General features: G+C 60.2%; 30 protein-coding genes and 3 tRNA genes. 11 read left to right on the top strand and 22 right to left on the bottom strand.

All coding sequences use genetic code 11. The features are described from left to right. Positions 1-29: 29 nt before the first annotated feature. From BLV09_RS02705 to BLV09_RS02690, 4 genes are all read right to left on the bottom strand, one after another. Positions 30-1784 carry a hydantoinase B/oxoprolinase family protein gene (locus tag BLV09_RS02705; RefSeq protein ID WP_146686229.1) on the bottom strand — a complete coding sequence of 585 codons (1755 nt, stop codon included), beginning with the start codon at positions 1782-1784 and terminating at the stop codon, positions 30-32. Further along, a complete protein-coding gene (locus BLV09_RS02700; RefSeq protein WP_146686228.1) occupies positions 1781-3916 on the bottom strand; it encodes a hydantoinase/oxoprolinase family protein in 2136 nt (711 codons plus the stop codon). The genes BLV09_RS02705 and BLV09_RS02700 overlap by 4 nt, the downstream gene beginning before the upstream one ends. Before the next feature lie 86 nt (positions 3917-4002). Next, the gene (locus BLV09_RS02695) at positions 4003-4878 is read right to left on the bottom strand and encodes a fumarylacetoacetate hydrolase family protein (protein WP_146686227.1); all 876 of its coding nucleotides are present in this window, start codon (positions 4876-4878) and stop codon (positions 4003-4005) included. A gap of 122 nt (positions 4879-5000) precedes the next feature. After that, positions 5001-5969 (bottom strand): Bug family tripartite tricarboxylate transporter substrate binding protein, encoded by a 969-nt coding sequence (locus BLV09_RS02690; RefSeq protein WP_146686226.1) that lies wholly within the window; start codon positions 5967-5969, stop codon positions 5001-5003. 139 nt (positions 5970-6108) lie between these two features. Between BLV09_RS02690 and BLV09_RS02685 the strand changes: the two genes are divergently transcribed. After that, positions 6109-7041: a LysR family transcriptional regulator gene (locus tag BLV09_RS02685; RefSeq protein WP_100382521.1), complete on the top strand. Its 933-nt coding sequence runs from the start codon at positions 6109-6111 to the stop codon at positions 7039-7041. A 185-nt stretch (positions 7042-7226) separates the two neighbouring features. Here BLV09_RS02685 and BLV09_RS02680 read toward each other — a convergent pair. Then, positions 7227-7300, bottom strand: a tRNA-Gly gene (locus BLV09_RS02680). Between the two features lie 656 nt (positions 7301-7956). Between BLV09_RS02680 and BLV09_RS02675 the strand changes: the two genes are divergently transcribed. Beyond that, positions 7957-8160, top strand: a complete 204-nt coding sequence (locus tag BLV09_RS02675; RefSeq protein WP_100386944.1) for a cold-shock protein — start codon at positions 7957-7959, stop codon at positions 8158-8160. Positions 8161-8343: 183 nt separating this feature from the next. Here BLV09_RS02675 and BLV09_RS02670 read toward each other — a convergent pair whose 3' ends face one another. The 3 genes from BLV09_RS02670 to BLV09_RS02655 form a co-directional block, all read right to left on the bottom strand. Continuing rightward, positions 8344-8595: a PilZ domain-containing protein gene (locus tag BLV09_RS02670; RefSeq protein WP_100386945.1), complete on the bottom strand. Its 252-nt coding sequence runs from the start codon at positions 8593-8595 to the stop codon at positions 8344-8346. A gap of 63 nt (positions 8596-8658) precedes the next feature. Then, the gene (locus BLV09_RS02665; protein WP_100382526.1) at positions 8659-8847 is read right to left on the bottom strand and encodes a hypothetical protein; all 189 of its coding nucleotides are present in this window, start codon (positions 8845-8847) and stop codon (positions 8659-8661) included. A gap of 729 nt (positions 8848-9576) precedes the next feature. Continuing rightward, positions 9577-9789, bottom strand: coding sequence for a PRC-barrel domain-containing protein (locus BLV09_RS02655; protein ID WP_146686224.1), 213 nt, complete (start codon positions 9787-9789; stop codon positions 9577-9579). 480 nt (positions 9790-10269) lie between these two features. Here BLV09_RS02655 and BLV09_RS36945 point away from each other — a divergent pair, with 480 nt between their 5' ends. Continuing rightward, a complete protein-coding gene (locus BLV09_RS36945; protein ID WP_167558602.1) occupies positions 10270-10734 on the top strand; it encodes a hypothetical protein in 465 nt (154 codons plus the stop codon). Between the two features lie 494 nt (positions 10735-11228). Here the strand turns inward: BLV09_RS36945 and BLV09_RS02645 are convergent, their stop codons facing one another. Further along, positions 11229-11570 (bottom strand): hypothetical protein, encoded by a 342-nt coding sequence (locus tag BLV09_RS02645; RefSeq protein WP_146686223.1) that lies wholly within the window; start codon positions 11568-11570, stop codon positions 11229-11231. Positions 11571-12042: 472 nt separating this feature from the next. Then, positions 12043-12128, bottom strand: a tRNA-Tyr gene (locus BLV09_RS02635). A 203-nt stretch (positions 12129-12331) separates the two neighbouring features. On the opposite strand from BLV09_RS02635, the gene rlmB reads away from it, so the two are divergent. After that, positions 12332-13156: a 23S rRNA (guanosine(2251)-2'-O)-methyltransferase RlmB gene (gene rlmB / locus BLV09_RS02630; RefSeq protein WP_146686221.1), complete on the top strand. Its 825-nt coding sequence runs from the start codon at positions 12332-12334 to the stop codon at positions 13154-13156. Positions 13157-13290: 134 nt separating this feature from the next. Here rlmB and BLV09_RS02625 read toward each other — a convergent pair whose 3' ends face one another. Both BLV09_RS02625 and BLV09_RS02620 read right to left on the bottom strand, forming a co-directional pair. Beyond that, entirely contained in the window at positions 13291-13836 is a 546-nt protein-coding gene (locus BLV09_RS02625; protein WP_146686220.1) for a hypothetical protein, read from the bottom strand. Positions 13837-13873: 37 nt separating this feature from the next. Then, positions 13874-14380, bottom strand: a complete 507-nt coding sequence (locus BLV09_RS02620; RefSeq protein WP_244548948.1) for a hypothetical protein — start codon at positions 14378-14380, stop codon at positions 13874-13876. Positions 14381-14800: 420 nt separating this feature from the next. Between BLV09_RS02620 and BLV09_RS02615 the strand changes: the two genes are divergently transcribed. Next, the gene (locus tag BLV09_RS02615; RefSeq protein WP_146686219.1) at positions 14801-15352 is read left to right on the top strand and encodes a hypothetical protein; all 552 of its coding nucleotides are present in this window, start codon (positions 14801-14803) and stop codon (positions 15350-15352) included. Between the two features lie 110 nt (positions 15353-15462). Here the strand turns inward: BLV09_RS02615 and BLV09_RS02610 are convergent, their stop codons facing one another. Then, positions 15463-15750, bottom strand: a complete 288-nt coding sequence (locus BLV09_RS02610) for a hypothetical protein (RefSeq protein ID WP_146686218.1) — start codon at positions 15748-15750, stop codon at positions 15463-15465. 211 nt (positions 15751-15961) lie between these two features. Here BLV09_RS02610 and BLV09_RS02605 point away from each other — a divergent pair. From BLV09_RS02605 to BLV09_RS02595, 3 genes are all read left to right on the top strand, one after another. After that, positions 15962-16036, top strand: a tRNA-Thr gene (locus BLV09_RS02605). A 125-nt stretch (positions 16037-16161) separates the two neighbouring features. Next, complete coding sequence (locus BLV09_RS02600; protein ID WP_146686217.1) at positions 16162-16356, top strand: hypothetical protein; 195 nt, start codon at positions 16162-16164, stop codon at positions 16354-16356. 350 nt (positions 16357-16706) lie between these two features. Further along, positions 16707-16934: a hypothetical protein gene (locus BLV09_RS02595; RefSeq protein ID WP_146686216.1), complete on the top strand. Its 228-nt coding sequence runs from the start codon at positions 16707-16709 to the stop codon at positions 16932-16934. Positions 16935-17075: 141 nt separating this feature from the next. Here the strand turns inward: BLV09_RS02595 and BLV09_RS36940 are convergent, their stop codons facing one another. After that, positions 17076-17240: a hypothetical protein gene (locus tag BLV09_RS36940; protein ID WP_167558601.1), complete on the bottom strand. Its 165-nt coding sequence runs from the start codon at positions 17238-17240 to the stop codon at positions 17076-17078. A gap of 173 nt (positions 17241-17413) precedes the next feature. Further along, positions 17414-18121, bottom strand: a complete 708-nt coding sequence (locus BLV09_RS02590) for a TetR/AcrR family transcriptional regulator (protein ID WP_146686215.1) — start codon at positions 18119-18121, stop codon at positions 17414-17416. Positions 18122-18358: 237 nt separating this feature from the next. Between BLV09_RS02590 and BLV09_RS02585 the strand changes: the two genes are divergently transcribed. Then, positions 18359-19363: an FAD-dependent oxidoreductase gene (locus BLV09_RS02585; protein WP_349536714.1), complete on the top strand. Its 1005-nt coding sequence runs from the start codon at positions 18359-18361 to the stop codon at positions 19361-19363. Between the two features lie 51 nt (positions 19364-19414). Here the strand turns inward: BLV09_RS02585 and minE are convergent, their stop codons facing one another. The 3 genes from minE to minC are packed head-to-tail and all read right to left on the bottom strand — an operon-like array spanning position 19415 to position 21222. Continuing rightward, on the bottom strand, positions 19415-19708 hold the full coding sequence (gene minE, locus BLV09_RS02580) for a cell division topological specificity factor MinE (protein WP_174556519.1): 294 nt from the start codon (positions 19706-19708) through the stop codon (positions 19415-19417). Continuing rightward, positions 19705-20520, bottom strand: a complete 816-nt coding sequence (gene minD / locus BLV09_RS02575) for a septum site-determining protein MinD (RefSeq protein WP_100382543.1) — start codon at positions 20518-20520, stop codon at positions 19705-19707. The genes minE and minD overlap by 4 nt, the downstream gene beginning before the upstream one ends. Positions 20521-20538: 18 nt before the next feature. Further along, positions 20539-21222 carry a septum site-determining protein MinC gene (minC, locus tag BLV09_RS02570; protein ID WP_100382544.1) on the bottom strand — a complete coding sequence of 228 codons (684 nt, stop codon included), beginning with the start codon at positions 21220-21222 and terminating at the stop codon, positions 20539-20541. 666 nt (positions 21223-21888) lie between these two features. On the opposite strand from minC, the gene BLV09_RS02565 reads away from it, so the two are divergent. Continuing rightward, positions 21889-22893, top strand: coding sequence for a hypothetical protein (locus tag BLV09_RS02565; protein WP_146686214.1), 1005 nt, complete (start codon positions 21889-21891; stop codon positions 22891-22893). Between the two features lie 171 nt (positions 22894-23064). Here BLV09_RS02565 and BLV09_RS02560 read toward each other — a convergent pair whose 3' ends face one another. Continuing rightward, on the bottom strand, positions 23065-23910 hold the full coding sequence (locus tag BLV09_RS02560) for an alpha/beta fold hydrolase (RefSeq protein ID WP_146686213.1): 846 nt from the start codon (positions 23908-23910) through the stop codon (positions 23065-23067). Next, positions 23907-24275 (bottom strand): hypothetical protein, encoded by a 369-nt coding sequence (locus BLV09_RS02555; RefSeq protein WP_100382548.1) that lies wholly within the window; start codon positions 24273-24275, stop codon positions 23907-23909. The genes BLV09_RS02560 and BLV09_RS02555 overlap by 4 nt, the downstream gene beginning before the upstream one ends. Positions 24276-24671: 396 nt before the next feature. On the opposite strand from BLV09_RS02555, the gene BLV09_RS02550 reads away from it, so the two are divergent. Further along, positions 24672-24926 (top strand): hypothetical protein, encoded by a 255-nt coding sequence (locus BLV09_RS02550; RefSeq protein WP_146686212.1) that lies wholly within the window; start codon positions 24672-24674, stop codon positions 24924-24926. Positions 24927-25066: 140 nt separating this feature from the next. On the opposite strand, the gene BLV09_RS02545 is transcribed toward BLV09_RS02550, so the two are convergent. Further along, positions 25067-25306, bottom strand: a complete 240-nt coding sequence (locus BLV09_RS02545) for a DUF6719 family protein (RefSeq protein WP_146686211.1) — start codon at positions 25304-25306, stop codon at positions 25067-25069. A 185-nt stretch (positions 25307-25491) separates the two neighbouring features. Then, positions 25492-26205, bottom strand: a complete 714-nt coding sequence (locus tag BLV09_RS02540; RefSeq protein ID WP_100386946.1) for an outer membrane protein — start codon at positions 26203-26205, stop codon at positions 25492-25494. Positions 26206-26330 lie beyond the last annotated feature (125 nt).

The following is a 26330-nucleotide window of genomic DNA, read 5'->3' as shown; positions in this document are numbered from 1 at the left end:
TCTGGCGAAGCGAGCAGCCATCGGTTGATTTACGGCCGGGCTCCACGGCGTTCCGCAGTGGCTTGCTCGTCGAGCCTCCCTGCACCGGTCAAAACCACGCCGTAATCCCGTTGCGCCCGCTCGCCACTCACATAGCCAAGCTCGACATCGCGAACCACATCTTCGATCGGGCGTTCGAGTGGATCGCCACAGCCGCCGCCGCCAGCGGTCAAGAAGGTGACTTGCGTTCCCTGCTTGATCGGCACCTGGGTGACCTTCGTGATCGACGTTGACGACCGGTCAGGTAAGACGACAGTGACAGAACCCACTTCGGCGGGTTTGCCTCCAAACAGACCCCACGGCGCGCAGGTCGTACGTTCCCAGGCGGTGGTGAGGTTGGCATCATCCAGCACCGTACAGCGCCGAACCGTTCCGAGGCCACCGCGATGCTTTCCGGCGCCGCCGGAATCCTGCCGGAGCGACACCTCCTCTATCCTGATCGGATAAAGTGCCTCCACGATCTCGACGGGGATGTCCTTGCAGTCGCCATGTGACATCGTCTTGAACGGTCCGCTACCGTCCGCCCTGAGGGAAGCGCCCCAGCCCCCGTGGGCGGTGTCGTTATAATTCCAGAGCTTGCCGTTGGCACGCCGCCCGGTGAACTGGATGGAATTCTGCGCGGCGTGGTGCGCCGCAGCGACGTTGTCCGGGACGGCCTCGCCAAATGCCTTGATCAATCCATCGATGACGGTAGCCATGATCACGTTGAATCGAGCCATCGGCGCGTTCTCGCCAGCACTCAGGATCTTGCCCGGCGGCAAGATCACCTTCAGCGGACGAAAACATCCCTCATCCGAATGCAGATCGGGAATCAACGCGTATTTGTACGCGACTTTCGCCGCGGTGATTCCGCCTCCGATCATGCCGGCGTTGTAGGGGCCCTTGACCTGGTTGACGATGTCGGTGAAGTCGATCGTGACTTCGTCTCCCCGGATGTGCACCTTGAAATTGAACGGCAACCTGCGATCAAGCTCGATGCCGTCATTGTCGAGCCAACACGACGCTTCGTAGGTCCCGTCGGGTACCTTCTCGATACGCTTGCGCGCCAGCATTTCGGAGCGCACCCAGCGCTCGTCGATCGTAGCGCGGATCGTATCCCAGCCGTATCGCGCCATCATTTCCTTAAGGCGCTGCTCGCCCAATCGGCACGCCGCAAGCTGAGCCTGGAGATCGCCGATGGTAATTTCCGGAATACGGCTGTTCTTGGCGATAAGCCGCAAAATCTGACTGTCGTCATGGCCCGCGTCGCAGAACTTAAGCGCGGGAAACTGGATGCCTTCCTGAAAGATTTCCGTACTGCTGCTCGTCATCATCGAGCCGAAGACCGCGCCGCCAATGTCGGTCCAATGCGCGCGCACCGTGATGAACGCGATGAGGTCTTCGCCGTTTTCTCCGAATACCGGAGTATACATGGTCACGTTATTGAGGTGCTGACCGCTCGCCTCAGGATCGTTGGTAACGAAGGCATCGCCGGGGCGAATCGTCTCGATCGGATGCGCTTCGAGCACGGACTTCAACGGAGCGCCGATGTCGGCCAGAAAAATCGGCAATCCGCCGGTTCCCTGACAGATCAATTGGCCGTCTGCGGCAACGATGCCGACCGCAAAATCCTTATACTCATAGATCATGAGGCTGTAGGACGTTCGGGTCAGATTGGTTTCGAGTTCGCTCGCGATGGCGCGAAGCAGAAAGTCGATGACCTCGAACGTGATCGGATCGGTGCGCAGTTTGGCTTGCTTGTTCATTGCGCTTCCGCTCCCGCTTTCTCCGGCTGCCGATCCGAGACAGTATGCCTGGACGCCACATGAATGATGAGATTTCCGAGGTCGTCGATCTCGCCGCGATCTCCCGGCGCGATCACGGTGGTGGAGCCCGTTTCGACGACGATGGTCGGACCCGCGAACTTCTGGCCAGCCGCAAACGCTTCACGCTGATACACTGGACAATCGACCCAGCCGGACTCATCGAAGAAGGCCTGCCGTGTCGCAACCGGTTTCGCCGGCGCGGTCGCCTTGGGACGAAAGCTTTCGAGGCGCGGCTTGTCGACCAGACCGTCGAGTACGACACGCAACGTCACAAGTTGCAGTTTGCCGCGTGGGTCGGCGTGGCCATAACGCTGGGCGTACATCTCCATGAAGGTCTTGTGCAACACGGCCTTTGCATCCGCGGACGAGAACCCGCGAGGCGCTGGCACCCTGACCGTATGCTCCTGGCCGGCGTACCGGACATCGATGAATCGGGATATCTCGATGGTCTCAAGCCGCGGCGCGGCGTCGCGCAGCCGCTTCCTGGCTGCCTCCTCCATCGATCGAAACTGCGCCTCGATATCCAGATTATCGGCGGTTTCCAAATCGGCAATGTAGGTCTGGGCATTGTCGAAACGAATATCGGCAAGCAGCATGCCCCATGCAGAAAAATGACCGGGCAACGGTGGCACCAGGACCGTCGGGATCGATAGTTCCCGCGCGATGGCGCTGGCGTGAAGCGGCCCTGCACCGCCGCTGACGATGAGAACGAAATCGCGCGGATCGTGGCCACGCTCGATGCTGATGCGCCGGACCGCCGCGGACATCGTCACCACCGCTAGCCGAATGATCCCGCTTGCGATCTGAACATCCGGAAGGCCGAGCGGTGCTGCGATCTTGTCGTGGATCGCACGCTTTGCTGCCTCGGTGTCCAATGCCATTTCACCGCCGAGCAACCCGCTCGGCGCCAGTCGACCAAGGGCGGCATTGGCATCGGTGATCGTCGGCTCGGTACCGCCCCGGCCGTAGCAGACTGGACCAGGTTCCGCGCCGGCGCTGCGCGGACCCACCTTCAGGGAGCCCGCAGGATCGAGATAAGCGATACTTCCGCCACCCGCGCCGACTTCGATGATATCCACCACGGGCACCTGAACGGGATACCCCTGCTCGTAGCCGCCGACATAATAGATGTCAGCGATCTCGATGCGCCCCTTGTTGATGAGCGTGCACTTGGCTGTTGTGCCGCCCATGTCGAACGAAATGGCATTGTCGTAGCCAAGCTTGCGCGTTAGCGCCGCTGCGGCCACGGCTCCCGCGACCGGTCCTGACTCCAATAGATAGACCGGATGTTGCGCGGCCAATTCTCCCGTCATCACTCCGCCGTTCGATTCCATCAGAAGCAGCGTGCCGCCGAGGCCCGCCTTTGTCAGCCTGGCCTGAAGAGATTCCAGATAACGCTCCATTCGCGGACCGACATAGGCATTCGCCACGGCCGTCGATGTTCGTTCGTGCTCTCGCCATTCACGGGAGAGTTCGTGCGACAGGGACACGAAATGAGAGGATCGCGAGCGGAGGTGTTCCCCGACGGCGCGCTCGTGCTGCGGATTGCGATAAGCATGCAACAGGCACACTGCTATCGCCTCGACGCCTTGCGCGGTCAATTCACGCAATATCCCGTCCAGCTCATCGAAAAGGACGGGCGCGATCTCATTTCCCTGACCATCCATCCGCGCGCTAATTTCAAAGCGAAGGTCGCGAGGCACCAGCGGCGGCAGGCGCTGGTAGAAAAGGTTGAATGAATCCGGCCGGTTTCCACGGCCGAGTTCAAGAATGTCGCGGAAGCCTCTAGTTGTGATCAGCGCGGTCTTCGCGCCGCTACGCTCGAGAGCGGTGTTAATAGCGGTCGTTGTGCCGTGCTTTACGTATTGTGCTTCGGATAACTTTGCCGAAACCTGATCGAACGACTGGAATATTCCGGCTGGGATATCCCGCGGAGTGGTCAGCACCTTGGCGGTTCGAACCTCGCTGGTGCGTGCATCGTAAACAACCAGGTCGGTAAACGTGCCGCCAACATCAACGCCGACCGAAATCGATTGATCGTCAGACCGCATGGTCTTGTCCTTGGGTGGCATTGCTTGGTTTTCTCTCCCGATCCGCGCGACGTGCACGATCACCAGTTACTTAAATTTGGGGCTGAAGTCGCCGGAGCGTTGCGATCCTAGATCCGCTCGTCCTCGATCACATTGCGCAAAGTGCCGATACCTTCAATGATGACCTCGGCGACATCTCCCGGTTTCATGAACACCTGTGGATCCCGCGCAAAACCGACCCCGCCCATCGTTCCGCTTGCGATCAAATCGCCGGCGCGCAGCGGCATCCATTCCGTCACATATTCGATTACTTGCGCCACGGAGTGGATCATGTCCTTGGTATTGGCCTTCTGCATGGTCTTGCCGTTGAGACGCATTTCAATATCAAGATTTTCAGGATTCTTGATTTCATCCGCTGTCACGATCCATGGACCGGTCGCGCCTGTCTTCTCAAAGTTCTTGCCGGGATTGATTTGTCGGCTGTGCTTCTGATAGTCGCGCAGGCACGCCTCGTTGAGACACGAATATCCGAACACGAAATCAAGCGCCTTGTTTGCCGGCACATAGCGACCAGTGTCCTTGCCGATAACCGCGAGCAATTCGGCCTCGTAATCAAGCTGGGTCGAGACCTTGGGCCGAAAGATCGGCTGTCCGTGGGCGGTAAGGGATTCCGGCCAACGAGCAAAAATCATTGGTCGCTCAAATCCCTTGTCCGCACGGTTGAGCTGACGGTTCGCTTCGCTGATATGGTCATGGTAATTAAGACCAACGCATATGATGCGGCTTGGATTGGGCACCATCGGCAACAATTTCAGATCGTTATAGTCGAAATCCCCAGGCTCGTTCTCGACGATCGACTTCGCAATGGGCAAGCCATCTCCCGCAATGAAATCGATGATTGTCGGATACATGCCTCCCAACCGCGAACCAAGATCCACAACCTTGGAACCTTTCACCGCTCCGTAGTGACACGAACCGCCGTGTTCGAAACTTACTAGCTTCATTTTTCCGTTCCCTCATTGATGCATCAGGATGCAGTTTAATTCGTCATTGCCGACTGATCAGCCATTTGCAACTTACGTATCGACGCCGGAAGGCGACAGATGCGCGTCCATCGCCTGACATCTCACTCCCGCTGGATGCCGGCTTGCTCGATCACGTCGTGATATTTCTTTACCTCGGCCGTCATGAAATCACGCAGTTCGTCGGGCGTACTCGGCGCCGGCTCGAACCCTTGTGCTTCATATGAATTCTTTACATCGGGCGACTGCAGCGCAGTGGCGATGGAACGGTTGATGAAGTCTACCAACTCCGGCGGCGTATTCGCAGGCGCTAGAATCGAACTCCAGTTCGTGACCTCAAAGCCCTTCTGAATGGTCTCATCAAACGTAGGGACGTCCGGTAGCTGCGAAAACCGTTTCGCTGTCGTCACGGCCAACGCTTTCAGCGAGCCAGCTTTGATGTTTGGCAACGCGCTGACGTCACCCAGGCTGAATTCGACGAAGTTTCCCAGCAACGCCGTCATCGCGGGCGCAGAGCCCTTGAAGGGCACGTGTCGTACGTCGATCTTGGTCGCCGCCACCATCATCTCCGCAGCGAGATGCGGGCCGGCGCCGATGCCCGAGGTGCTGTAGTTTAATTTCCCTGGCTTGGCGCGGGCCAGGGCAAGGAAGTCCGCGACCGAATTAACTCCCAACGATGGATTGACCATCAAGATAAACGGGGAAGTTGCAACACGCGAGATCGGTGAAAAGCTCTTAACTGCGTCGTATCTGACGCTGCTGTAGAGACTGGGCGAAATAGTGTGCGAGGTTCCAGCCAGGTACAGCGTGTAGCCGTCAGGCGGCGAACTCGCCACGTAGGCCGCGCCGATCGTCGTACCCGCACCTGGTTTGTCCTCGACGATGACCTGCTGCTTCCAGATTTTGCTCAGTTCTTCGGCAAGCGTTCGTGCTTGTGCGCCTGCCGATCCGCCAGGTGCGTAAGGCACGATGAGACGCACGACTCTTGTAGGAAAATCCAGGGCCTGCGCCTTTGATATAAAGCCGCACAACATCGCAGCGGACAGCAGTATTCGACCGAACTTGGCGAGCATCGTCCTCCCCTATCTTCATGGTCCACCGCTCGATGAGGCGACGGTTGGTTTCCGAAGCCGTACCCCCATATTTTGATACCGTCCAATATATGTTATACGGCCCGTTGATACCTTTTTGGTATGCTGGATCAGAAATTCCATGGACCTCCGACGTCTGCGCTATTTCGTGGCTGTTGCTGAAGAAGCAAACATCGGCCGCGCGGCCACTCGATTGAATATGGCGCAGCCCCCGCTGACGAGGCAGATACAGCAACTCGAAACAGAGGTCGGTACCCCCCTGTTTCAGCGGACGCGCAAGGGGGTCCGAATGACAAACGCCGGCCAAGTGCTGTTTGAGGAAGCGCGCAACATCCTGGCGCTTGCAACACGGGCCCAGGAGCGCACGAAGCTGGCGGGCCTCGGGCAATCGGGCCGATTGGATATCGGCCTCTTCGGTTCAAATATCCTGGCCGTACCGCAACTACTTCATACCTTCAGGATGCAATTCCCCGACATCGACGTCATCGTCCACGCGATGAACAAGGAAAAGCAACTCGAGGCACTCTACGACCGGCGCGTAACCGTCGGATTCAACCTTCTAGGACTGAAACTGGCCGGAATCGCCAACGAAAAAGTAAGGAGCGAGCCGTTGGTAGTTGCCATCAACGAGACCGATCCTTTGTCAAAGCGGTCTTCCATTTCGCTTAAGCAAATTTCCGATCGGCCGATGGTGATCTTCGCGAGCGGCCCAAGACCGAACTTGATGGACATGATATTTGCGCTTTGTCTTGAGGAGGGTTTTCAACCCGCAATCTCTCAAGAAGTGGTCGACTCCGTAACCGCCGTCGCTCTGGTCGCTGCGGGTTTCGGCGTGTCGCTGGTCCCGGCCACCGTCTCACAGTTGAGCCTGCCAGGAGTAGCCTTTCTACGCTTGAACAGATCGCCACCTGTAACGGTCGACTTCAACTGCATCTATCGCCGCGATGACACGTCACCGATTTTACAGGCGTTCCTTGATACGATCCGCTTGATGAGGAAAACGCGTACTAACCTATTACTACCGCGGTCGGTTTTGCGAAACGCGACCAGGTGACAATGGATTATCCTCGAGCAAGCTCCGGGCATTCTTGCAATGTCCGATCACATATTAATGGCCGTCGACGGCAGATTTCTAGCTGGATGAACAAGCAGGCGACCATAAAGTGAACATTTGTCAGAATGGAAATCGGCAGTTTGTCAGAATGAAAAGTTCTTGACGAGCTAAGTCATTGAAAACTTTGGAGCGGGTGAAGGGAATCGAACCCTCGTATTCAGCTTGGAAGGCTGCTGCTCTACCATTGAGCTACACCCGCATCTGGCTGATCAACTATCACGCCATGCCGACAGCCTCAACCGGTCCCCTGCAATGATTGGGCGTGCCTCATGGCTGCACTCGATTGGCCACACCCAGGCATCCTCAGGGGTTGCTGTTCCAATCCGCTTCCACAGGAAACCCACCCCTTAACATGAGGCGATTCGCTGCCTATACTGACGTTTCCATCAACAATGAAAGGAGGTGATCCAGTGTCTCTTACCAAGCGCTGTCACCTCGCTGGGATCGCCCGCTAAGCTTGTTTGAGCTTCGCAACGGGGCGCTCTCAGCCCTGGACCAGCGAGTACAAGGATTGGGGCGCGACGGGGAAACCCGTCGCGCCTTTTATTTTTCCGATCAAACCGCGAACAGATTGACCGACGGCGGGGGCGCGCCCCGCGGCAGGTTTCGACGATGCGTCCGCCGCCGTTGCAGGCCGCCTAAAAGGGTCCGCCGGTTCTCCGCTGCGTCCATAAGCGGCATTTCGCCGTAGTGCTCCGGGCAGACCTTGGTGTTATCGCTACCCGTTCGCATCTGAGGCCATTCTCATGGTGCGGAGAAGTAACTTAAGCCCGCCCCGCGAGGGGCGGGTTTTTCTTGCGGTGCGCTACGCCGCCATCTAGGTTGTCGCCGTTGTTTCAAAGGGAGAGCAGAGACGTGGCGACAGGTACTGTGAAGTGGTTCAATGCAACGAAGGGGTTTGGATTTATTCAGCCCGATAATGGCGGGAAAGACGTGTTCGTTCACATCTCTGCTGTGGAAAAGGCCGGCCTGAGCAGCCTCAATGAGGGTGCCAAGGTGAGCTACGAAGAGAAGGAAAATCGCGGCAAAACGTCAGCGGAAAATCTAAGGGTCGGATAGCCCAAGCAACCATCCGGCGTTTTCACCAAGCCAGACAATGTCGGATGGAACTGTTGCCAGCCGGGGGCATTACCTCAGCGGCGACGGAATCTTGCGAGGAGCGGGACAGACGCCACCAGAGGCCATGCGGCGTAACGCCCGCGTGGCCTTAGTTGTTTCGGCACGGCTTTCGCCTCCGAAACATCAATCGAAAGCCACGCCCATGCGCCGTTCCCTGCGCCAGACGATGTGGCAGGGCCGATTTATGCCGTCGGATGGGACAATCAGCTTGAACCGGTCAGGGATGAAGAGCGGGGTCACCACCTCGAGGGCAGCCCCGGTATCAGAGAGATTGCGCACGGTGCAATCGATCGCCCCGCCGCCGAAACTGATGGATCCGGCTTTGAGGACGCGGCGACGCGGCGCGATTCTGTGTTCATCTGCCATCGGAAACATTGTCGACCAGCTTTGACCGGCGACCAAGAAGCCACCGGCGAATCCGAAAAGTAGCCTCTCGCCCTAAGCCGTAACGTCGACAAGCCCTGTGCTCGTGGACGAGGACGATGTTTGTGCCTTTTCGGCTTGCGTTACTGCAACCTGGTCCGCCGCGATGATATCTGCCGCGGCCTTGGCTGCTTGATCGGCGGCGAGTTTTGCCTGCGCCTGCGCCAAAGTAGCCTGAGGATTTGCGCTGCTGATGGAAGTCACGATTTGATCTCGGTCGTGCCGCTCGCGCCGGATTCGCCGGCAAACAATTTGCGGAAGATGTCATGGAAAATATGAACGCCAATCCTAAAGGGAACCTTGAACCCTAGTTGAACTCGGTTGCTTTTTTGTTTCGTTTCATTTCCGGCTGGCGCAAACGCGTAAGGACGCCCCGAAGCTCCGGTCATCCCGGAAGGGCCGCTATACCTGCCCATGATCAAGCTGACCGAGACGTGCGGCCGCGCGCGACCTGCGTCGCGCCAGGATCTCGGCGGCGGGTGAGCCGGGGCATGATTCCGCCGATTTGAACGAAGGTGAAGCCGCTGCAGCTTGGGGCCAAGGCCGCCCGTATGCACATGATCAGCCGATAGCCCTTTGCGCAATACCAACCGGAGCAAATGCGATGCGATCTGCTTTGGCCTTAGGCCTCTTGATCACTTTGTGCGCTTCTGCCGACGCCGCGACGGTGCATCGCTTCAAACGGCCCGGGATCCACTTGCGCACGCACCAACGTGTAGGTCCCGGCCAACATGTGACCGCCCCGACAGGCTTCGCGATTCCTGGCTGGACCGACGAACAGACCCAACAGTGGCTGGACAACGCAAGCCGCGGCTCTCACGAAGGTTGATGGGTGCGCCTCGCCGCCGGGCGGCACTTCGGCGAGCTCCAACCTTAAACGCGCACCGGGGGCGCTATCGCGCGGCGACAGCGAGCGTGTCTTTTTCGACCGTCTCATTCCGCCTGCGCGAACTTGATGGTTGAGACGGGCCATTTTCCATCGTGGCCTCGGATGGAGATTCGCAGTCCGTGCATTTCGTCAAGCCAGACGCTCTCCACCGTACCGGCCTTTCCGTCGCTGAGGACCACGGCCTTGCCGACAAGTTCGGCATGGGCTTGCTCGAACTCGCCGAGGATCGTGGTCGCGCGGACCTTTGCAGTTGGCATGGGTGAGCCGATTCAAAAGGTGAGCCGGGCCGCCCGCCGGACTTCAGAGCTGTCGCATCAATGCAGGATCATGGCTGCCGATGCGCCTGTAAGAACGATGACGCTTACGATGGCTGTCGCAATAAAAACCAGGTCGACATTCGTCATGAGGCCAACCCTTCAAGCTGGGCATCGCATGCAGCGATGCGGCGGTTGATAGGCCAACAGCCTCGGCTTTTGTCATCGGGCTGTGGCAACCCAAAGGCCTTAATGTGGCGGCTGCGGGCGCGGATGTTGGCAAAAAGAGCCCGCCGGCCATGCCGGCGGGTTTTGACTGAGCGGGAGCGGGTGGACCTAATCTGGACCCAAGCAATTCGAGATTGGGTTGGATCAAACGGGACACTTCCGCGTTATGGCTGGCAGAACCCCCTGTAGTTGGCCCTGCCCGTCCCCCCCATCGAGCCTCAAGCTATTCCCCGCCTCAATAGAAAGTAAAAGGACATGCTCATGCGACCATGGATCTATGCCGTAACGACTTCGCTTGCCCTGCTAGGCGCCGTCGGACAGGCCAACGCTCTGCCCGTCGACCGCTTCACGCCGACGGCAATCCCCAGTGATTTGGAGCAGACCCAGTTCATCTACGGCGGCCGAAACTACTGCTGGTACGACGACGGCTGGCGTGGCCCCGGCTACTATTGGTGCGGCTACGCCTTCCGCCGCGGCCTGGGCTGGGGTGGCGGCGCCGGATGGCATGGCTGGGGACATGGCGGAGGCCGAGTGGTCGGGCGCCCCGGCGGACGCCCGGGTGGTCACCCCGGTGGCGGAAGACCCGGCGGAGGCCACCCAGGTGGAGGACATCCTGGTGGAGGACATCCTGGCGGCGGCCACGGCGGTGGTGGCCACGGCGGCGGTGGCGGCCACGGAGGCGGTGGGCACGGAGGCGGCGGCCACGGAGGTCACCACTAGAGCAAGGCGACGGCCTCAAGCCCGATCGCAGTGTGAAGCCCGCCGGTTACGCCGGCGGGTTTTTCGATTCAATCGAACGCCATGCCCATGCGGACGCTTTTCGTCCGGCGTCATGCGAAGAGCGGCCAAACCACCGATCTTGGGATCATGACCTCTACCGCAACGTGAAGCAAAGCGACGAGCAAGCCGCCGGCTTCATCACTTCCGCCTGCCCAAGCGGTGACTATACAGGCCGATGATAAGCAGGCCGCCCGCGAGAGCGGCGGATAGCAGTGCGTCGCTACGGACGGCGTGGCGAGGTAATCCGAATTCATTGTGGAAGACATACGCGAGCCAAATCGCGGCGACTGCGGCGGTCACGGTGAACAAGGCCAGCCTGGCAAGGATTTGCTTCATCGGGCAAGTATGCCCGGTCAGCAGCCCGCGATCCAGCCCGGCGCGCAGCCTGGACTCCGCGCTAAGGCACATCGCCATCAAAGCTCAAGTGCGGGTGGCTATGACTGGCCGTCGTCGCTTATGCGGACCAGCACGAACTCCAACTTCAAACCCGGCGATTGCTTTGCAAAGCCAGTGCCGGAAGCGCACGCGCCGCCGTCCGAGTAGCCAGCGACGGTGATATCAACTTCGTCCATCCCAAACACGCCGGGCGGACCCGGCGCTATTCGCTTGGCGAATACCGTAGCCTTGAACCGCTCGCCGTCTTGCTCCCAATGTCCGGCGTAAGTGAACGTGCTATCACCCCCGCTCAGCTTGCCATTGGGGCCAAAATCCACCACCCCAGCGCCCTCGCCGATCGGCGTTTTAAACCACGCGGAATATTTGCCTTCGGTGAGCACCCGAACAAGCTCCAAGCTATCGCGCTAGCGAGGCTGTCTGAGCGGCCTCGGGCTTCATGCAGTGCCGTGCGGCCTCAACCTCGGCATCGCTGGCACCCTTGCTTCGAGCATATTGCTCGGCGGCAGAGGCCGAATAAAGCGCAACGTAATACCGAACCATCGTGCAGGACATGCGATGGAGGATGCCGGTCCGTTCACCGGCAAATGCGTTCGTGGACAGTCCCAAAACAACCGCCAAGACGCTAACCATGCGAACGACCATCTCCGGTCCGCCCCAATTTGCTGCACCCTCACGTAAAGCTGCGAATATCCGAACGGTTCCACCCCTATTCACCCGCGCCGGAGCAGAGGTACGATCGCTTGGCGCGTCGGGCGGGGACTTCAAGGAGCGAATTGCTTCCCACAGGCTTCCCAAGCCTGGGAAGCAGAATTCGATTGGGAAGCAGAGATAAGGGTAAGTTATTGAAATAATTGGTGGGGGAAGAAGGACTCGAACCTTCGAAGTCATAAGACGGCTGATTTACAGTCAGCTCCCTTTGCCACTCGGGACACTCCCCCGCTCAACAGCATCGATAGCGCATCCACCGAAACGGCGGCGGACAGGACCACGGATGACGTAGAACCGGCCGCCGATGGCGAGCGTCCGGTCGGGCGCGTTTATGCGGGAAGCGCCATGGCAAAGTCAACCAATGGCAAACAGCAATATGGGCCATCGGCTGGTCCAAATTGCCATTATTCGGAACCCGTGAGACAAGCCTTTCATGGGTGATCGTGATCGAAAGCAGCAATTCCGCCGCGGCGGCGGCAAACCAGCGGAAAAGCGCCACGAATCGGGCCGTCCGGCCTGGCGCGACCGCGGTATGTCGGCCGACGGGCCGATTATCCTCTATGGCTGGCACACCGTGGCGGCGGCGCTTGCCAACCCGCAGCGGACGATTCGCAAGCTGTGGCTGTCTGAAAACGCCGCGCGGCGCCTGGCCGACGAGAATATCGACACCCGCGTGACGCCGGAGATCGTGCGGCCGGCGCTGATCGACCAGCGTCTCGGCCCCGACGCGGTGCATCAGGGCCTGCTGGCCGAGGCCGATCCCCTGCCCTCGCCTGACATCGATGAGCTGCCCCAGGAGGGCATCGTGCTGGTGCTCGACCAGATCACCGATCCGCACAATGTCGGTGCCATCCTGCGCTCGGCGGCGGCGTTCGCGGTTAAGGCCATCGTCACCACGGCGCGTCACAGCCCGGAGGCGACCGGCGTGCTGGCGAAATCCGCCTCAGGCGCGCTGGAGCTGGTGCCGCTGGTCACGGTGCAGAATCTTGCCCGCGCGCTGACTGAAATGAATGACCAGGGTTTCATGACGGTCGGCCTTGATAGCCAGGGTAGCGAGGATCTTGGCGCGGTGACCTTGCGGCAGCCTCTGGCGCTGGTCCTGGGCGCGGAAGGCAAGGGCTTGCGGCAATTGACGCGTGAGACCTGCAGCGTGGTGGCGCGGCTCGATATGCCCGGCGAAATCAAAAGCCTGAACGTCTCGAACGCCGCCGTGCTCGCGCTCTATATCGGCGCCAGCCGGCTCGGCCTGATGGGCTGAAGGCTCCTCAAATGCAACGCCCGCTCGCGGTGATCGCGAACGGGCGTCGATCGTATTCAGAAGTGGGCTTTATTTTTTGACGGGTTTTCTTCGCGCGAACCGGCAACCCCTTCGCTCGAAAACGCTTAAGCTGATCAGTAGTAGCGGCGATGCGTGTTGTAGCGATAGCTGTAACGATGCGGCGCCCCGTCGTAGCCGTAACGGATGCTGCGATGGTGCCAATACCGATAGCCGCTATGGGCGTGCCACGAATGCCCGTGATAGCGGTAGATCACTGGCCCTGAAGCGTTCGGCGCACCGTCGTAGTAATGGCTGGTGGCGTTTGCGTAACGGCCGCCATCGTAGCCATAGTAGTAAGGGTTGTGGCGATACGCATGCCAGCCGAGCGCGCTTTCCTGATAGGTCGGGAACGGCGCGAACTCACCGGGACCGGTATAGGTCGGGCCCTGGTCGACATAGTAATATTGCGGCATCGCAACGGCAGCGTGGTGATATTGCTCGACCGGATCGGACAGCCGCTCATAGCCCCAGCCGCCGCATCCCGTGTTGCACCCCGAATAGACCGGGACCGGAGCGTAGTACGCGCAGGAGCCGTAGCCGAATCCGCACGCCATGGCCGGCGCGGCACTTGCGGCCATCATCGCGACGGCCGCCGCCAATCCTGAAATCATCTGACGCATTACTCTCTCCTGTCGATGTTTTTTTGTTGTGGTCGATTTACTTCGGAAGCTTCCGCGGCCTTTCTAGCGGCTGTGGTTGAGGTTCGCCGCGTTGACGTTCGGGCTCCCGCATCGTGCCTGCCCCACCGTTCGGTGGCGCCACGATCACCTGCGGCGGATAAAACGGCACCTCAGGCTGCGTCTTCGGCGGCGGAGCTGACTGCGCGGACCAGGATTGATGATAGCTCTCCGCCGGTTTCGGCAGGGTACGGTTCGACGGCGGATCGATTTCAAGACGCCCATAGCCCGGCGTGCGGCCAAGCGTCGGATAATAGTGACCGACAGGCGGCTCGGGCTCGACGGGACGACCACCATAGACGGTGGGCTGCATGGGGTTGCCCTTGCCCAGTCCCCATTCGCCTTCGACGACCGCATAGGATGCGTCGACGCCATTGATGATGATGGGAACGCCGGGACGGCCGGGAATGACGATGTTGAACCCCTCGCTGGCGCAAGCCGGCAGCGCCGTTACGATCAGAATGGCCAGTGCGAGTCCAGCGCGCATTGCTTGAAGTCCCGATTTGTCAGGCAGCCTAGCCCAAGGTCCGAACCGAAGGGTTAAGGCTGCGGCCGAAACCGCCGGTAAGCCTAATGTGCAAGCTTCGGCGCTCGCTCAATTGCCACTGATCGCGCTATCGAAACGTTAACGGCCGCGACGTTTACGCCAACGCCTGGCCGCGACAGCGCCGGCCTCATGCGCTCAGCAAACCCTCTTGGTCATCGGCGGAGATGGAACTTCACGTCGGTTTGAACATCGCGAAAAACGAATTCGGAACCTCCGTTGTCGCAGCCGGTTCTGCTTCGGCGACGTTTGCGCAACCTGACGTCGGCTTCAACAAACCTTGCGCGGAAAAATCGGCACACCTCTCAAAATGGCGATCCGAACCGCGCTTAGCCTCGTGCCTCAGCACAACGGAGAAAGCTCATGACAAAGCTCAAACTTCTCGGCGCCGCCGCCGTGGTTCTTTCATCGGCACTGGCGAGCCCGGTAATGGCGCAGCAGGTGATTACCAACCCCGGCAAGTGCGCGCAGTTCTACCCGAACGCCAATTGCCAGAATACGGGCCCCGGCAACCCCTACACCGGAGACTACCAGCGCCGCTCCGCCTACCGGACCAGTCAGAACGATTGGAATAATAACGGCTGGAACAACAATGGCTGGAACAACGGCTGGCACGATTCCTGGAACGATAACGGTTGGAACCGCCGCCATGATTCAGGCTTCGCGCCGGGCGATGTCGCAGCCGGCGTGGTCGGGGGCGCAGCAGCCACAGCCGATGCCGCGGTGGGTACGGCCGGCGCGATTGCCACAGCGCCGTTCCACCGTGACTCCTATGCCTATTATAACAACGGCTACAACAATGGCTGGGACAATAACGGCTGGAATAACCAGACCTACGCCCAGCGCAACGGCTTCGTCTGTCAGCCCGGGACGTGGTTCAAGGGCGAAGACGGCCGCAGGCACCCCTGCCAGTAAGTCATCGGCGAATTAGCCTTCCGAGTGAGCTTGGATATCACGAAGGCGAAAATGAAAAAGGCGGCTCCGGCCGCCTTTTTTTCATGTCCAGTCCGTGTCCGCGTATGGGATCATCGACCAGCGCAGGTCTTCAGATACTGTGTGCGCGCATCCCTTTCGGCGCCGGTGGCGTCAAGCGACGCACCAAGGCACCACTCGTAATGGACCGGAAACTCGGTCGACCAGCGCGCTCCCTGCAAGCCTGCGCCGCAGCGGGAGTTTTCCAATGCCCCGCGCACCTGCACGAGTGCGGCCCGGGCATATTGCTTGCAAAACGCCGGATCCGCGGCGCGGGCGCCGGTTAGTCCGGAGATGACAGGCAGCGACAGGACGGCAACGAAAACCAGCCTGCCGATCATCTTGCATCTCCTCAACCACCCTTGATTCCGCCGGCGGAATGTAGCATCCCGCGCCATCAAGGACATGCCTTCGGGGCGCGTTTCGTGCCTGTAGCCCTTGGCAAGCAACTCTGGTATTTGACGGCGCATCTTGCGGTCGGTAGCGATCGCAGGAGACAGCAAAGTGACAGAACTTCTCCAGATATCGACTGATATCGAGATGGTTTTGTTGGCCGGTTTAGCTCAGCGGTAGAGCAGCGGTTTTGTAAACCGAAGGTCGGGAGTTCAATCCTCTCAACCGGCACCAGCTGTTTAGCCGGCAATGCCCGCGTCGCCGCAGCCCCGTCGGAGCCGCCAATCAGACTGGCGTTGCGCGGAAGGTTCAAGACTTATTCCCGCTGAAGGAACGTAAGACGTGCTATTGGCAACCGAATGGAAACTGAAAAGAACACCAGCCGATCAAACGTACATCACCTCAAGCGCCCGAAGCGGCGTCTCAGTCGCCCGCGCGTGGTAATGGGCTTGTTGTTGATCGTGGCCATTCCGATCTTCATCGGTCTTGCCAATAAGGTGGTTCATGAAAATGCAGAGGTCATCAGGCAGGGTTTCGGTCAGCAGGTGCGCTGAAGCTCATCCTGCTGATTTTGCATCATCGCATCTAACCCAACGAAAAAGCCGCAGGCATTTTCGCGCTGCGGCTCACCGGGTTAGAAAATTGATTGTTTATGAAATTCGCCCCCGCCCGGTAACGAAAAGCTAAAGCCACCTTGCGCCTGACGTAAATGGAAATACGCCGGTTCCGTGGCAGGAACAAAAATTTAGTTGCTGGGCGGCAACAGCCGGTCCCGCCACGTCAGGCATCCGCTCTCTGTCAATTCCCTGTGGAACACTTCGGTGCCCCTCCGAAAGTAGGAAAAAGTTAACCTTTGGCGGCCGATACGATCCTCCCCGGTAATCCGGGCAACGGATTGGCCCCCATGAACAACAACAGAAATGATCTCGTCCCGATGGCCATTGCCGCGCTGATCGCGGCGGCCGGTGTCGTTGCCATCTTTCTGATGGACTTCCGAACTGACGGTAATTCGCAAGGCGCCGACGGGATGATCACGGCGTCGGTGGTGTCGAGAGCTGGCGCGGTCGCAACTCCGTCAGAGCCGGCACCTCACGTGGCCGCACCACAAACCATGTCGGCCAGGACACCTTAATAAATTTCGCAAATAGATTTCGCGGCTTGCGGGCACCGCAACGCGCGACATTGTGAACGCTGCGTGATGGTCGAATTCCGCAATGCACACTACCTCAGCTGCAGTGAGGTAACAGAGTTCACGCACATGCATCGGAACAGCTCATTCATACCCGTGATCGTAGCCCTGATTGTCGCGGTCGTGGGTCAGGGCATTATCCTTTTCGGCGACTTTGGACCGTCCAATCACCAGCGTGGCAGCGGGATGATCACCGCCGCAGCGGTAACGAGGGCCGGCGCGATCGAGATACCTGAGGGACCGTGACACGCACAAAGCCCCGCTCAAATTAAAAGCACCCAGCCCCCGAAGGATTTCTCGTTTCCGATGTGGTCAGCGCCGAACAGGCTCTCTGGCGACCAGTTGTACGACCCGAGCCGGCGCCCAGCCGTCGCCCGCGTTTTCTCTTGTCTTGAACGCGTTGCGGACGCGTATTGAGGCACCTACACCAGATCGATGCGATCGGTCCGCAAACCCCTGATACCTCTGAGGATGAGATCGATCCCGGCGAGAAAATCCATTCGGTCGTCGTGCGCGCGCAACTGTCCGGCTACGCTGCGTGTGAACGGGTACTGATCCGGATCGAGCTGAGACCAGGCGGTCGACACCGCCTCCAGGAAGTCGGATCTGTCGACGCCTCGCGTCCGGGCGAGTTGCCCGTTGGCCGCGTTCTGCCCACCGACGCCAAGGATGTAGTTCAGCAACGCCCCCACCGTTGCCCACTGTTCTTGGTCCGGCACGCCAAGCGCGCGAACCTGCTGGGCTATGGCTTCGAGAATCCGCACCATGGGCAACTGTCCGGGGGCACGTGTGAGTGCCGAGCCAACCCACGGATGCGCGTCGATCGCGTCGAACATGCCCAGCGCGAGGGCGCGAATGGTTGCCTCCGGCGTCGCGCCGACCAAGGGCGCGTTCATCGTGCGGGCGACGATAGCGTCGCAGGCGGCGGTCAGCAGCTCGCTCTTGTTGGCGATGTGCCAATAAATAGCACCAGGGCCCGTGGCGAGCCGTTCGGACAGGGTGCGGAATGTCAGACCGTCCTCTCCACTGCTGTCCAGGATCGCGATCGCCGCTTCAATAATGCGATCCCGCGAGAGCGCTTCCTCCCGTCGTCGCGTGGCATGTGATTTTTTGAGTGATTTTTTGACCATGCTTCATCTTGACATATATGGAACGCCGTTCCAAGCCGTATGGAATGACGTTCCATAACCCTCTCCGCGAGTTCCCGGTGGCGGCCTCGGACCACGAAGGAATCAGGATAAATACTCCAATCGCGATCATCGGTGCCGGGCTTGGTAGCCTGACACTTGCCCGCGTCCTCCACATCAACGGTATTGCAGCGACAATCTACGAAGCGGAAACCTCGGCGAGCGCGCGCGCAGGGGGGCTTGCTCGATATTCACGAATACAATGGGCAGCTCGCACTCAAGGCAGCGGGACTCTTCGAAGAGTTCCTCGGGATCATCCTCGCTGGCGCTGAGGCGCAGCGGGTACTCGACAAGGACGGCAACGTCCTGCTTGACGAGCCCGACAAGGGCAACGGCGGCCGACCTGAGGTACACCGAGGAGACCTTCGCCGGATTCTGCTCGACTCACTTCCTGCCGACACGATTTGCTGGGGGCACAAGGTCACAGCGGTGTCTCCGCTCGGCGGCGGGCGGCACGCGCTGACCTTCGATGACGGTTCGACAGTGACGACCGACCTTCTCGTCGGCGCGGACGGCGCCTGGTCCAAAGTTCGTCCACTTCTTTCCGAGGCAAAACCGGCCTATGTCGGCACGTCATTCATCGAGACCTACCTGTTTGATAGCGACACCCGTTACAAGGCGAGCGCGGAAGCGGTTGGCGGTTGCACGCTGATGGCGATTGCGCCGGGCAAAGGCATCCTCGCGCACCGCGAGGCCAATGGCGCGCTGCATGCCTACGCGGCGTTGAACAAGCCGGAGGACTGGATGGCCCGCATCGACTTCTCCAACCCGGTGACGGCGTTGGCCCGCGTCGCCGCGGAATTCGACGGCTGGGCTCCGGAGTTGACAGCACTCATCACCAAAAGTGAGACCGACCCTGTGCCTCGCCCTATCCATGCGCTCCCGGTCGAGCACAGATGGGACCGCGTACCTGGGGTGACACTGCTCGGCGATGCCGCGCACCTGATGTCGCCGTTCGCTGGCGAAGGGGCCAACCTCGCCATGTACGATGGCGCTGAACTCGGGAAGGCCATCGCCGCCAACCCCGGTGATGTTGAGGCCGCGCTTATCGCATATGAAAAGGACCTCTTTCCCCGTAGCGCGTCCACTGCTGCGGAGTCGGACCGGAACCTCAAGCTGTTCTTCGACGACAATGCGCCTCAGAGCGCGGTTGACCTGTTCACCAATTACCAGCCCGTCAAGTAGCTGCGCTGCAAACGACCTCGCGAAGCGTCACGTCCGACAGCCTCCTAGAAGCTAGGCAAGTGCATTCGCCGGCAATCGCGTCCGTTGATCAAATCCGTTCGGCAGTTCGATATCGACCTCAAGCGTCGATACGCTTTTGCCGCGGTCCATTTTGACATGAACCTTTTCCGGATCGAGCATGACATGCCGCGAGACCACGGCAAGGATCTCTTCCCGCAGAATCCCCACCAGATCCGGCTGGCCGCGCATTCCTCGTTCATGCGCCAGCAGGATCTGCAACCGTTCCCGCGCGACAGGCGCGGACCCGGTGCGGCGGCCGAGGAGCCGCAACAGGTTCATGCTCATGCGGCCCTCCGTCCAAGCAAGCGATCCATGAAGCCCTTGCGCTCGCTCGGCACTATCATGGCAATAGTCTCCCCGTTCAGACGCCGGGCGGCATCGATATACGCCCGGGCCGGCGCGCTGGCAGCGTTGTTGAGGGTGACGGGCGAGCCCACATTTGATGCCTTCAGCACATCCTGGCTTTCCGGAATGATGCCCAGAAGCGGGGTAGCGAGGATTTCGAGAATATCATCGATGCTGAGCATCTCTCCACGCGATGCACGGGCCGTATCATAGCGGGTGATCAAGACGTGCTTCTTCACCTGCTCGCCCTTCTCCGCCTTGACGGTTTTCGAGTCGAGCATCCCGATGATCCGGTCGGAATCCCTCACCGACGATACTTCGGGATTGGTCACGATAACCGCTTCGTCGGCATACCGCATCGCAAGTGTCGCCCCTCGCTCGATGCCCGCGGGGCTGTCGCAGAGGATCCAATCGAATTTGGTTCGCAGATCCGCGATGATGCGCCGGACCCCCTCGTCGGTCAGGGCATCCTTGTCTCTGGTTTGCGATGCGGGCAGCAGCCACAGATTCTCGAGGCGCTTGTCCCGGATCAGGGCCTGCGAAAGCTTCGCAACCCCCTGCACCACGTTGATGAGGTCGAACACCACCCGTCGCTCTGCGCCCATGACCAAATCGAGGTTGCGCAGCCCGACGTCGAAGTCCACGACAACGACTCGTTCCCCGCTTTGGGCGAGCGCCGCACCGAGTGCAGCGGTTGAAGTGGTCTTTCCAACGCCGCCTTTGCCTGACGTCACCACCAAGACTTTGGCCATACTATCCTCCTTCGCCGCTTAGTTCAGCGGTGTGATTTTCATGACGTTGCCGTCAAGCCAGGCTTGAGCTGGCTGATTTCGTAGCGCGGCGTCGATTTCGTCCGCGGTCTGGTAGTACCCGTCGATCGCAAGCAGCTCTGCTTCGATCTTCTGGCAGTAAATTCGCGCCGTTGAGTTGCCGTTGACGCCGGCCATGGCGCGGCCGCGAAGCGTCCCGTAAACATGGATCGAGCCGCCCGCGACGATCTCGGCGCCTGATCCGACCGAGCCCAACACGGTTACGTCGCCTTCGGTAAACACGATGGACTGTCCCGACCGGACCGGGCTCTCGAGCAGCAGCGACGCCGGGTGCGCTTTGGTTTTCGGCTTGCTGTCCTCGATCGAACAATGGCGTCCGCCCGTCAGCACCGGCGGCATGCTTGAATCGAGTTGACCTTCGTTCACGCCCTCGACGCCGAGAACGCGGATATTCCGCTCTTGAAGACTGGAGATCAGGTGAGCAATGGCGGATTGGCTGAGCTCGACCGCCGAGAGATCGAGCACCACCGGCCGGCCGGTGAAAAATCCCGGCGAACGCGTCAGCGTCGTGTCCAATTCCTCAAGCCAGCCCATGATCGGCACGACCGGCGAAAACACAAAGGCGACAAAAGACCGGCCGTGAAAGCGTAGTAGCTGACGTTGTGGCTCCGCCTTTGCGCTCATGACCGCCGACTCGCTGTCCCGAATTGGTTAATTCGTTAAGGATTGGGCGATCTTGGTTAACGAACCGTTAATAATATTGCGGTTCGGTCAGGCGCCCCGGACAACGGTCACGTTCATCCACCAAGCGAACAACGCGTGGCACTCGGTTAGCCCTGCAGCACAATGCTTTTGAGCTCGCCGCGTCACGTGCGCGGTTCCCGTGAAGGGCCGATTGCCGCAGGGCCACTGCGATGTCAAAAAAATGCAACGCAACGCTTCGACGTCCTTCCAGGTTCCGGCGGTCGGCGGCCGCGGAACTTTAGTCTAATTTCGGCCACAATGGCGTGCACCTTCCAGTTGCAAGTCTAGTTATCGGCTGATTACTTAATCGGTCGCGACCTTTGCCGATGGGGACGTAGGCGATGGAAGGGCTATGGACAGGGCGGCTGCGAGATATTTCTCGCGGGCCTAGGCCGGTTGTATTGTGCAGTGCTTGCTCGATTCAACCGTCGCGACGCTTTGGCCCCACTACCAGTTCAACCCGACGTCAGATATCCCTGCCATTTGAAGCGTCTAGCTGCCGCGCAGCTCTCTCCCCCCGCCTACCCAGACCAAGTCCACAGCTTCCTTGATTGCAGAGTTGATCGGCCTCCGCTGCGTAACGGCCGAGTGTTGTAGGAGTTGCATATGAGTACCCTGGATCCGCCAGAAGATCTTGATCCCAATAATCCGCAATACTATGCGCCGCGCTGGTTACGTGCGCGTCCCGACGACTTTCCAGCCACCCAGCCGTTGTCCGAAGAAGAAGAGCGGGCAAGGCGAGCAGATTTTGGGAGCTGGCGGCGTGTTCACGATGCCGCGGAACTGGAGCGCGCCGTGGCGGAAGCCCTGCGACGGCCGCAAGAGCCCGTCTCCGCGCACGAGTTCTTGCCCGCCTATGAGGCAGAAGTTTTCCCACGCGAGCGGACCGGAAAACCCGCCGTGTTCGGCGTCGCGGCGCGGTTTACCGCCGCCATCTGCGTGGCCGCCGGCGTGGCGTCTTTTTTCGTCATTATGGTTCCGGCGTCGCGAGACCTGGCGCGCCCTGCTGACGGTGGCGGCGCCTCGTACCTGTCTGCATTTCTTCAATCGGTAAAAACCACCGTTAGTCCAATTTCTCAAAGGCAGATGACGCCGGCCATCGTCGCCCGGGACGATGCGAGCGCCATCAGCGAACCGGCACCGCCCAGCGCCAACGTCACGGCACCGACACCGACGCCGAGCGCAGCGGTCGTTCCGAGCGTTGTTCCGGCAAGCCCGCCATTGACGACGGCTGTCGTTCCCGATGCGGCTGCAAAAGTTCAGACGGCAATGGCCGAATTGCCCACCGCCTCCACTGCCGCGCCACAAAATCCGGTGCGGCAACTCCCCCCAGCCGAGATCGCAGCCCTCATCAAGCGCGGCGAGGAACTGGCGACCAATGGTGACTTTGCGGCCGCGCGCCTGCTGTTTCAGCGTGCAGCCGAAGCGCATGACGCACGGGCGGCATTTGCTCTGGCTGCGACCTTCGACCCGATCGTGATCAACCAGGTCGGCGCCAACCCCTCCTTGCAGGATGTTGCGCGCGCACGGACCTGGTACCAGAGAGCGTCGGATTGGGGCTCGGCCGAAGCGCCGAAGGAGCTTGAAGCACTGGTCAGCACGGGCCGATAACCCGCGCAGATAACCCGCTCCAAAGTTGATGCCAGCGACCGCCACGCTGCGCGTCCGGCGTAAACCCGCCTGCCTGATTTGCTGAAAAGTGGGATCAGCCTTCCCTCGCGGCAAGCCCAGCGTTTGCACGCAGACCATGGGCGATAAGACGTTGAAGCCCGAAGCACCGAGCTATCCTGCGATCTTCGCCAGCACCGGCAGCAAATGTTTCAGAAACTCGCCCGGGTTCTCGCTCATCGGAAAATGGCCGAGGCCTTTCATGATGGTTACCTCGCTGCCGGGAATGCTTTTGGCGACAGCGAGGGTTTCTTCCGGCGTGCAGGAATAATCGTATTCGCCTGACAGCAGAAACAGCGGACAGCGGCGGGAGTCGATCTGCTCGACGCGGCTCCTGATGTCGCCGTCAAGCTTGTAGAAATACAGATCGCCTTTGAAGACGCCTGGCCCGCCCTGCATGTAATGCCACAGCGTCTCCCAGCGCGCGTCGTCGGGCGCGTCAGGCCCGACCAATCCGGAGACGATGGCGGCCGAAACTTCGCCGCCATGAACGTCAGGACGGTGCAGGAAATTCAGGTCGTAATAGGGATCGACATGCGCGCCGGCCTGCAGGCCAATGATGGCGCGGAACGCTTCCGGATGTTCCAGCGCCAGATGGAGCGCGATGCGTCCACCGATCGAGCAGCCGATCAGGATCGGCCGGTCCAGTTCGAGCGCGGCCATGATCTCGAGGATCATGCTCGTGTATTGCGCCGAGGTGAGCTGATATTCCTCATTGTGCCAGCCTGACGGCGGCGACGACTTGCCATGCCAGGGCATGTCGAAAGCGATGACGCGATGGCGGGAGGTGACCCGTTCGTCGTTCATCAGCGCGCGGTATTGCCGCCCGTCGGCGCCGGCGGTGTGCAGACAAAGCAGCGGGGTGCCCTTGCCTGCTTCCTCGACATAGATGCGATGATGCCGGCCGAACAGGTCGAGATGCATATAGCGGCCGGTGATCGGCTCGAATTGCGCGCTCATGCCGCAACTCCCGTTGGGCGCAGCTTGGCCAGCGCCTCCTTGAAATAGCGAAGGTTGGCCATGAAGATCTGCAAATTGCCTTCGGCCCTGAGCACACGCCGCTTGATCAGCGCCATCAAATCATTGGAGCCCGGTGGCGGCCGGCTGGTCCAGAATTTTGCCCATTCGTCTTCGGGCGCACGCAGGGCAAATGAAGACGACGGCATGACGAACGGCCCTGACGTCACCGATACGACCCAGCCCTCGTAGATCGCGATCAGCCAGGCGGTCTGGCCCACTTCCAGCAGGAATGTCGTGGTCAGATAGCGTCCGCGCCTGACCAGCGCTTCATCGGCATTGACCCGCTGTTTCAGCGCCTCGATCATTCCGGCCTCCCCCAGCCCCTGCTGCTTTTTGGCATGATGGGTGGATTGGGCGCGGCGTCAACCGCCTACAGCCAGGCGCATACCAGCACCAGATTGGCCACACACGCCCCCAGCAGCGCCACCGCCAGGACGATGGGCAGGCGTTCGCAGGAGGTCTGAAGGATCGTTCCCGTCATGGCAAAAACATCGGGCGATTCTAGCCCGGGAGTCTCGGGGATTATTTTTGGCGGGATTCAGGACTCGTTTACGACTCAGGGACTCCCGACCAGAAGTCCGCCCCCTCCGCGCCTTAAAATTGCTCACCAAATCGTTCACTTGGCCGTGAACCGCTTGGCAGCGCCAAGCTGAAACCTGATCCCGCCGCCCGCGTTGGGGTGGTTGAGTGGAGCCTATCGAATGCCCTACGCGCTGTTTTGCCACGAGGCCAGGCTGAGCAAGACCTATCCCACCGAGGCGGACGTCTGGAAGCTCGCCCGGCAAAGCGGGTTGGTGGTCGACGCGGTATCCGAAGAGGAAAAGCCGGCGCCACGGCCGGTGCTGGACAATGACTACGAGATCAGGCCTTGCCGCCCGGACCCGCAGGAAGATCCCGTCGAAAACCGGGCTGAAGCCGAGCGGGACGCGCCGCTGGAATTTCAGTTGCGTTCCTAGGTGCGGCCAGAGCTCTTCGCTGGCGCCCTTCGGTCGCCGCCTCTGCCTGCATGACAAAAAGCTGAGATTTCGCCGGAAAGGGCTTGGTTTGACGCGTTTTTTCCTGGCGCGAACCGTTACCTGCTTCGCCAGAAAATGCTTTAGGGCGTTGCCACCGCCAGCGACGCCTGCTCGGCGGCGAGCGTCACGCAGGCTTTCCTGCGATGCAGTCCCCTGATGGCGCCCGTCACCTTGAGGACCTGGCCGTAAGGACAGGAAGCGTCCTGCACGAAGGCGACCTCGTAAGGCGCGAGGAACAGCGGCTCTGATTTCAGGATGGTTTGAGCAAAACACGGCAGGGCAACCGCAGAAAAAATCAGCCCTATCGCAAAAGCACGCATGTTTATTGTCCACCAACCGGCAACGGCACAATAGTCGATCGCGCGTAAAAGTTTCGCCGACGACAAAAATTATTTTTGGCCAAAAATAATTGGTCGCGCGCGCGATCACCATCACCCCAAGATCACCATCACGCCAAAAAAAGGCCGGCGGGAGCCGGCCTTTTTCGTCGTGAAGCAAATCCGGATCAGTACCGCGCAGCGACCGGGCCACCCCAGCCGAAGCGGTAGTTCAGGCCGGCCTTGACGGTATGCTCGTCGTCCCGGAATCTGGACCCAACGATTTCAGCGGGGCCGCCGGTGAAGGTGGTGCTGCCGAAATTATAGTACTGGTATTCGACCTTGGCCGACCAGTTCGGAGCGAACATGTATTCGAGGCCGGCGCCCACCGTATAGCCATCCCGATGGCTGCCGTCGGTGGTGAACGCGACCGGCGTACCGGCGAAGCTGACACCGACGTTGGGATTATCACGCCAGGCATAACCGCCCTTGGCGTACAGCAGCGCCGGACCCCAGGTGTAACCGAACCGGCCGGTGACCGAACCGAGCTGATCGGTGTTGCCGGTCACGACCGTGCCGGCCGGGAATGTCAGGCCAGCACCGCTGTTGCCGGCGAGCCAATCGTACTGGGCTTCAGCACCAATCACCCAGTTCGTTGCAAACTGATAATCAAAGCCGCCCTGGACGCCGCCCATAAACCGGCCGTCACTGCCCTGCAGGCTGTTGTTGCCAGCGAACGCGCCGCCGATGTTGCCGCCGATATAGAAGCCGGTCCAGTTATAGACCGCTTCCGGCGCCGTGTAGGCAGGAGCCTTGGTGTAGGTCCGCGCGGGCAGATCAGCCGCGAATGCCGGAGCCGCGAATGCGATCAAGGCGGCCGTACCGAGCAAAAGTTTTTTCATAAGTGGATCCCCGTTATCGTCGTTGTGACCCTCATCAAACAACGTGGCCTCAATTTGGTTGCTTCGCGGCAATGCTCATGCGCCCATCGTTCCCGACTGTGACAGCGCTGCAACAAAGCCGTTTT

The organism is Bradyrhizobium canariense (assembly GCF_900105125.1).
Classification (GTDB): Bacteria; Pseudomonadota; Alphaproteobacteria; order Rhizobiales; family Xanthobacteraceae; genus Bradyrhizobium; species Bradyrhizobium canariense_A.
This window is presented reverse-complemented; position numbering and strand designations above follow the sequence as displayed.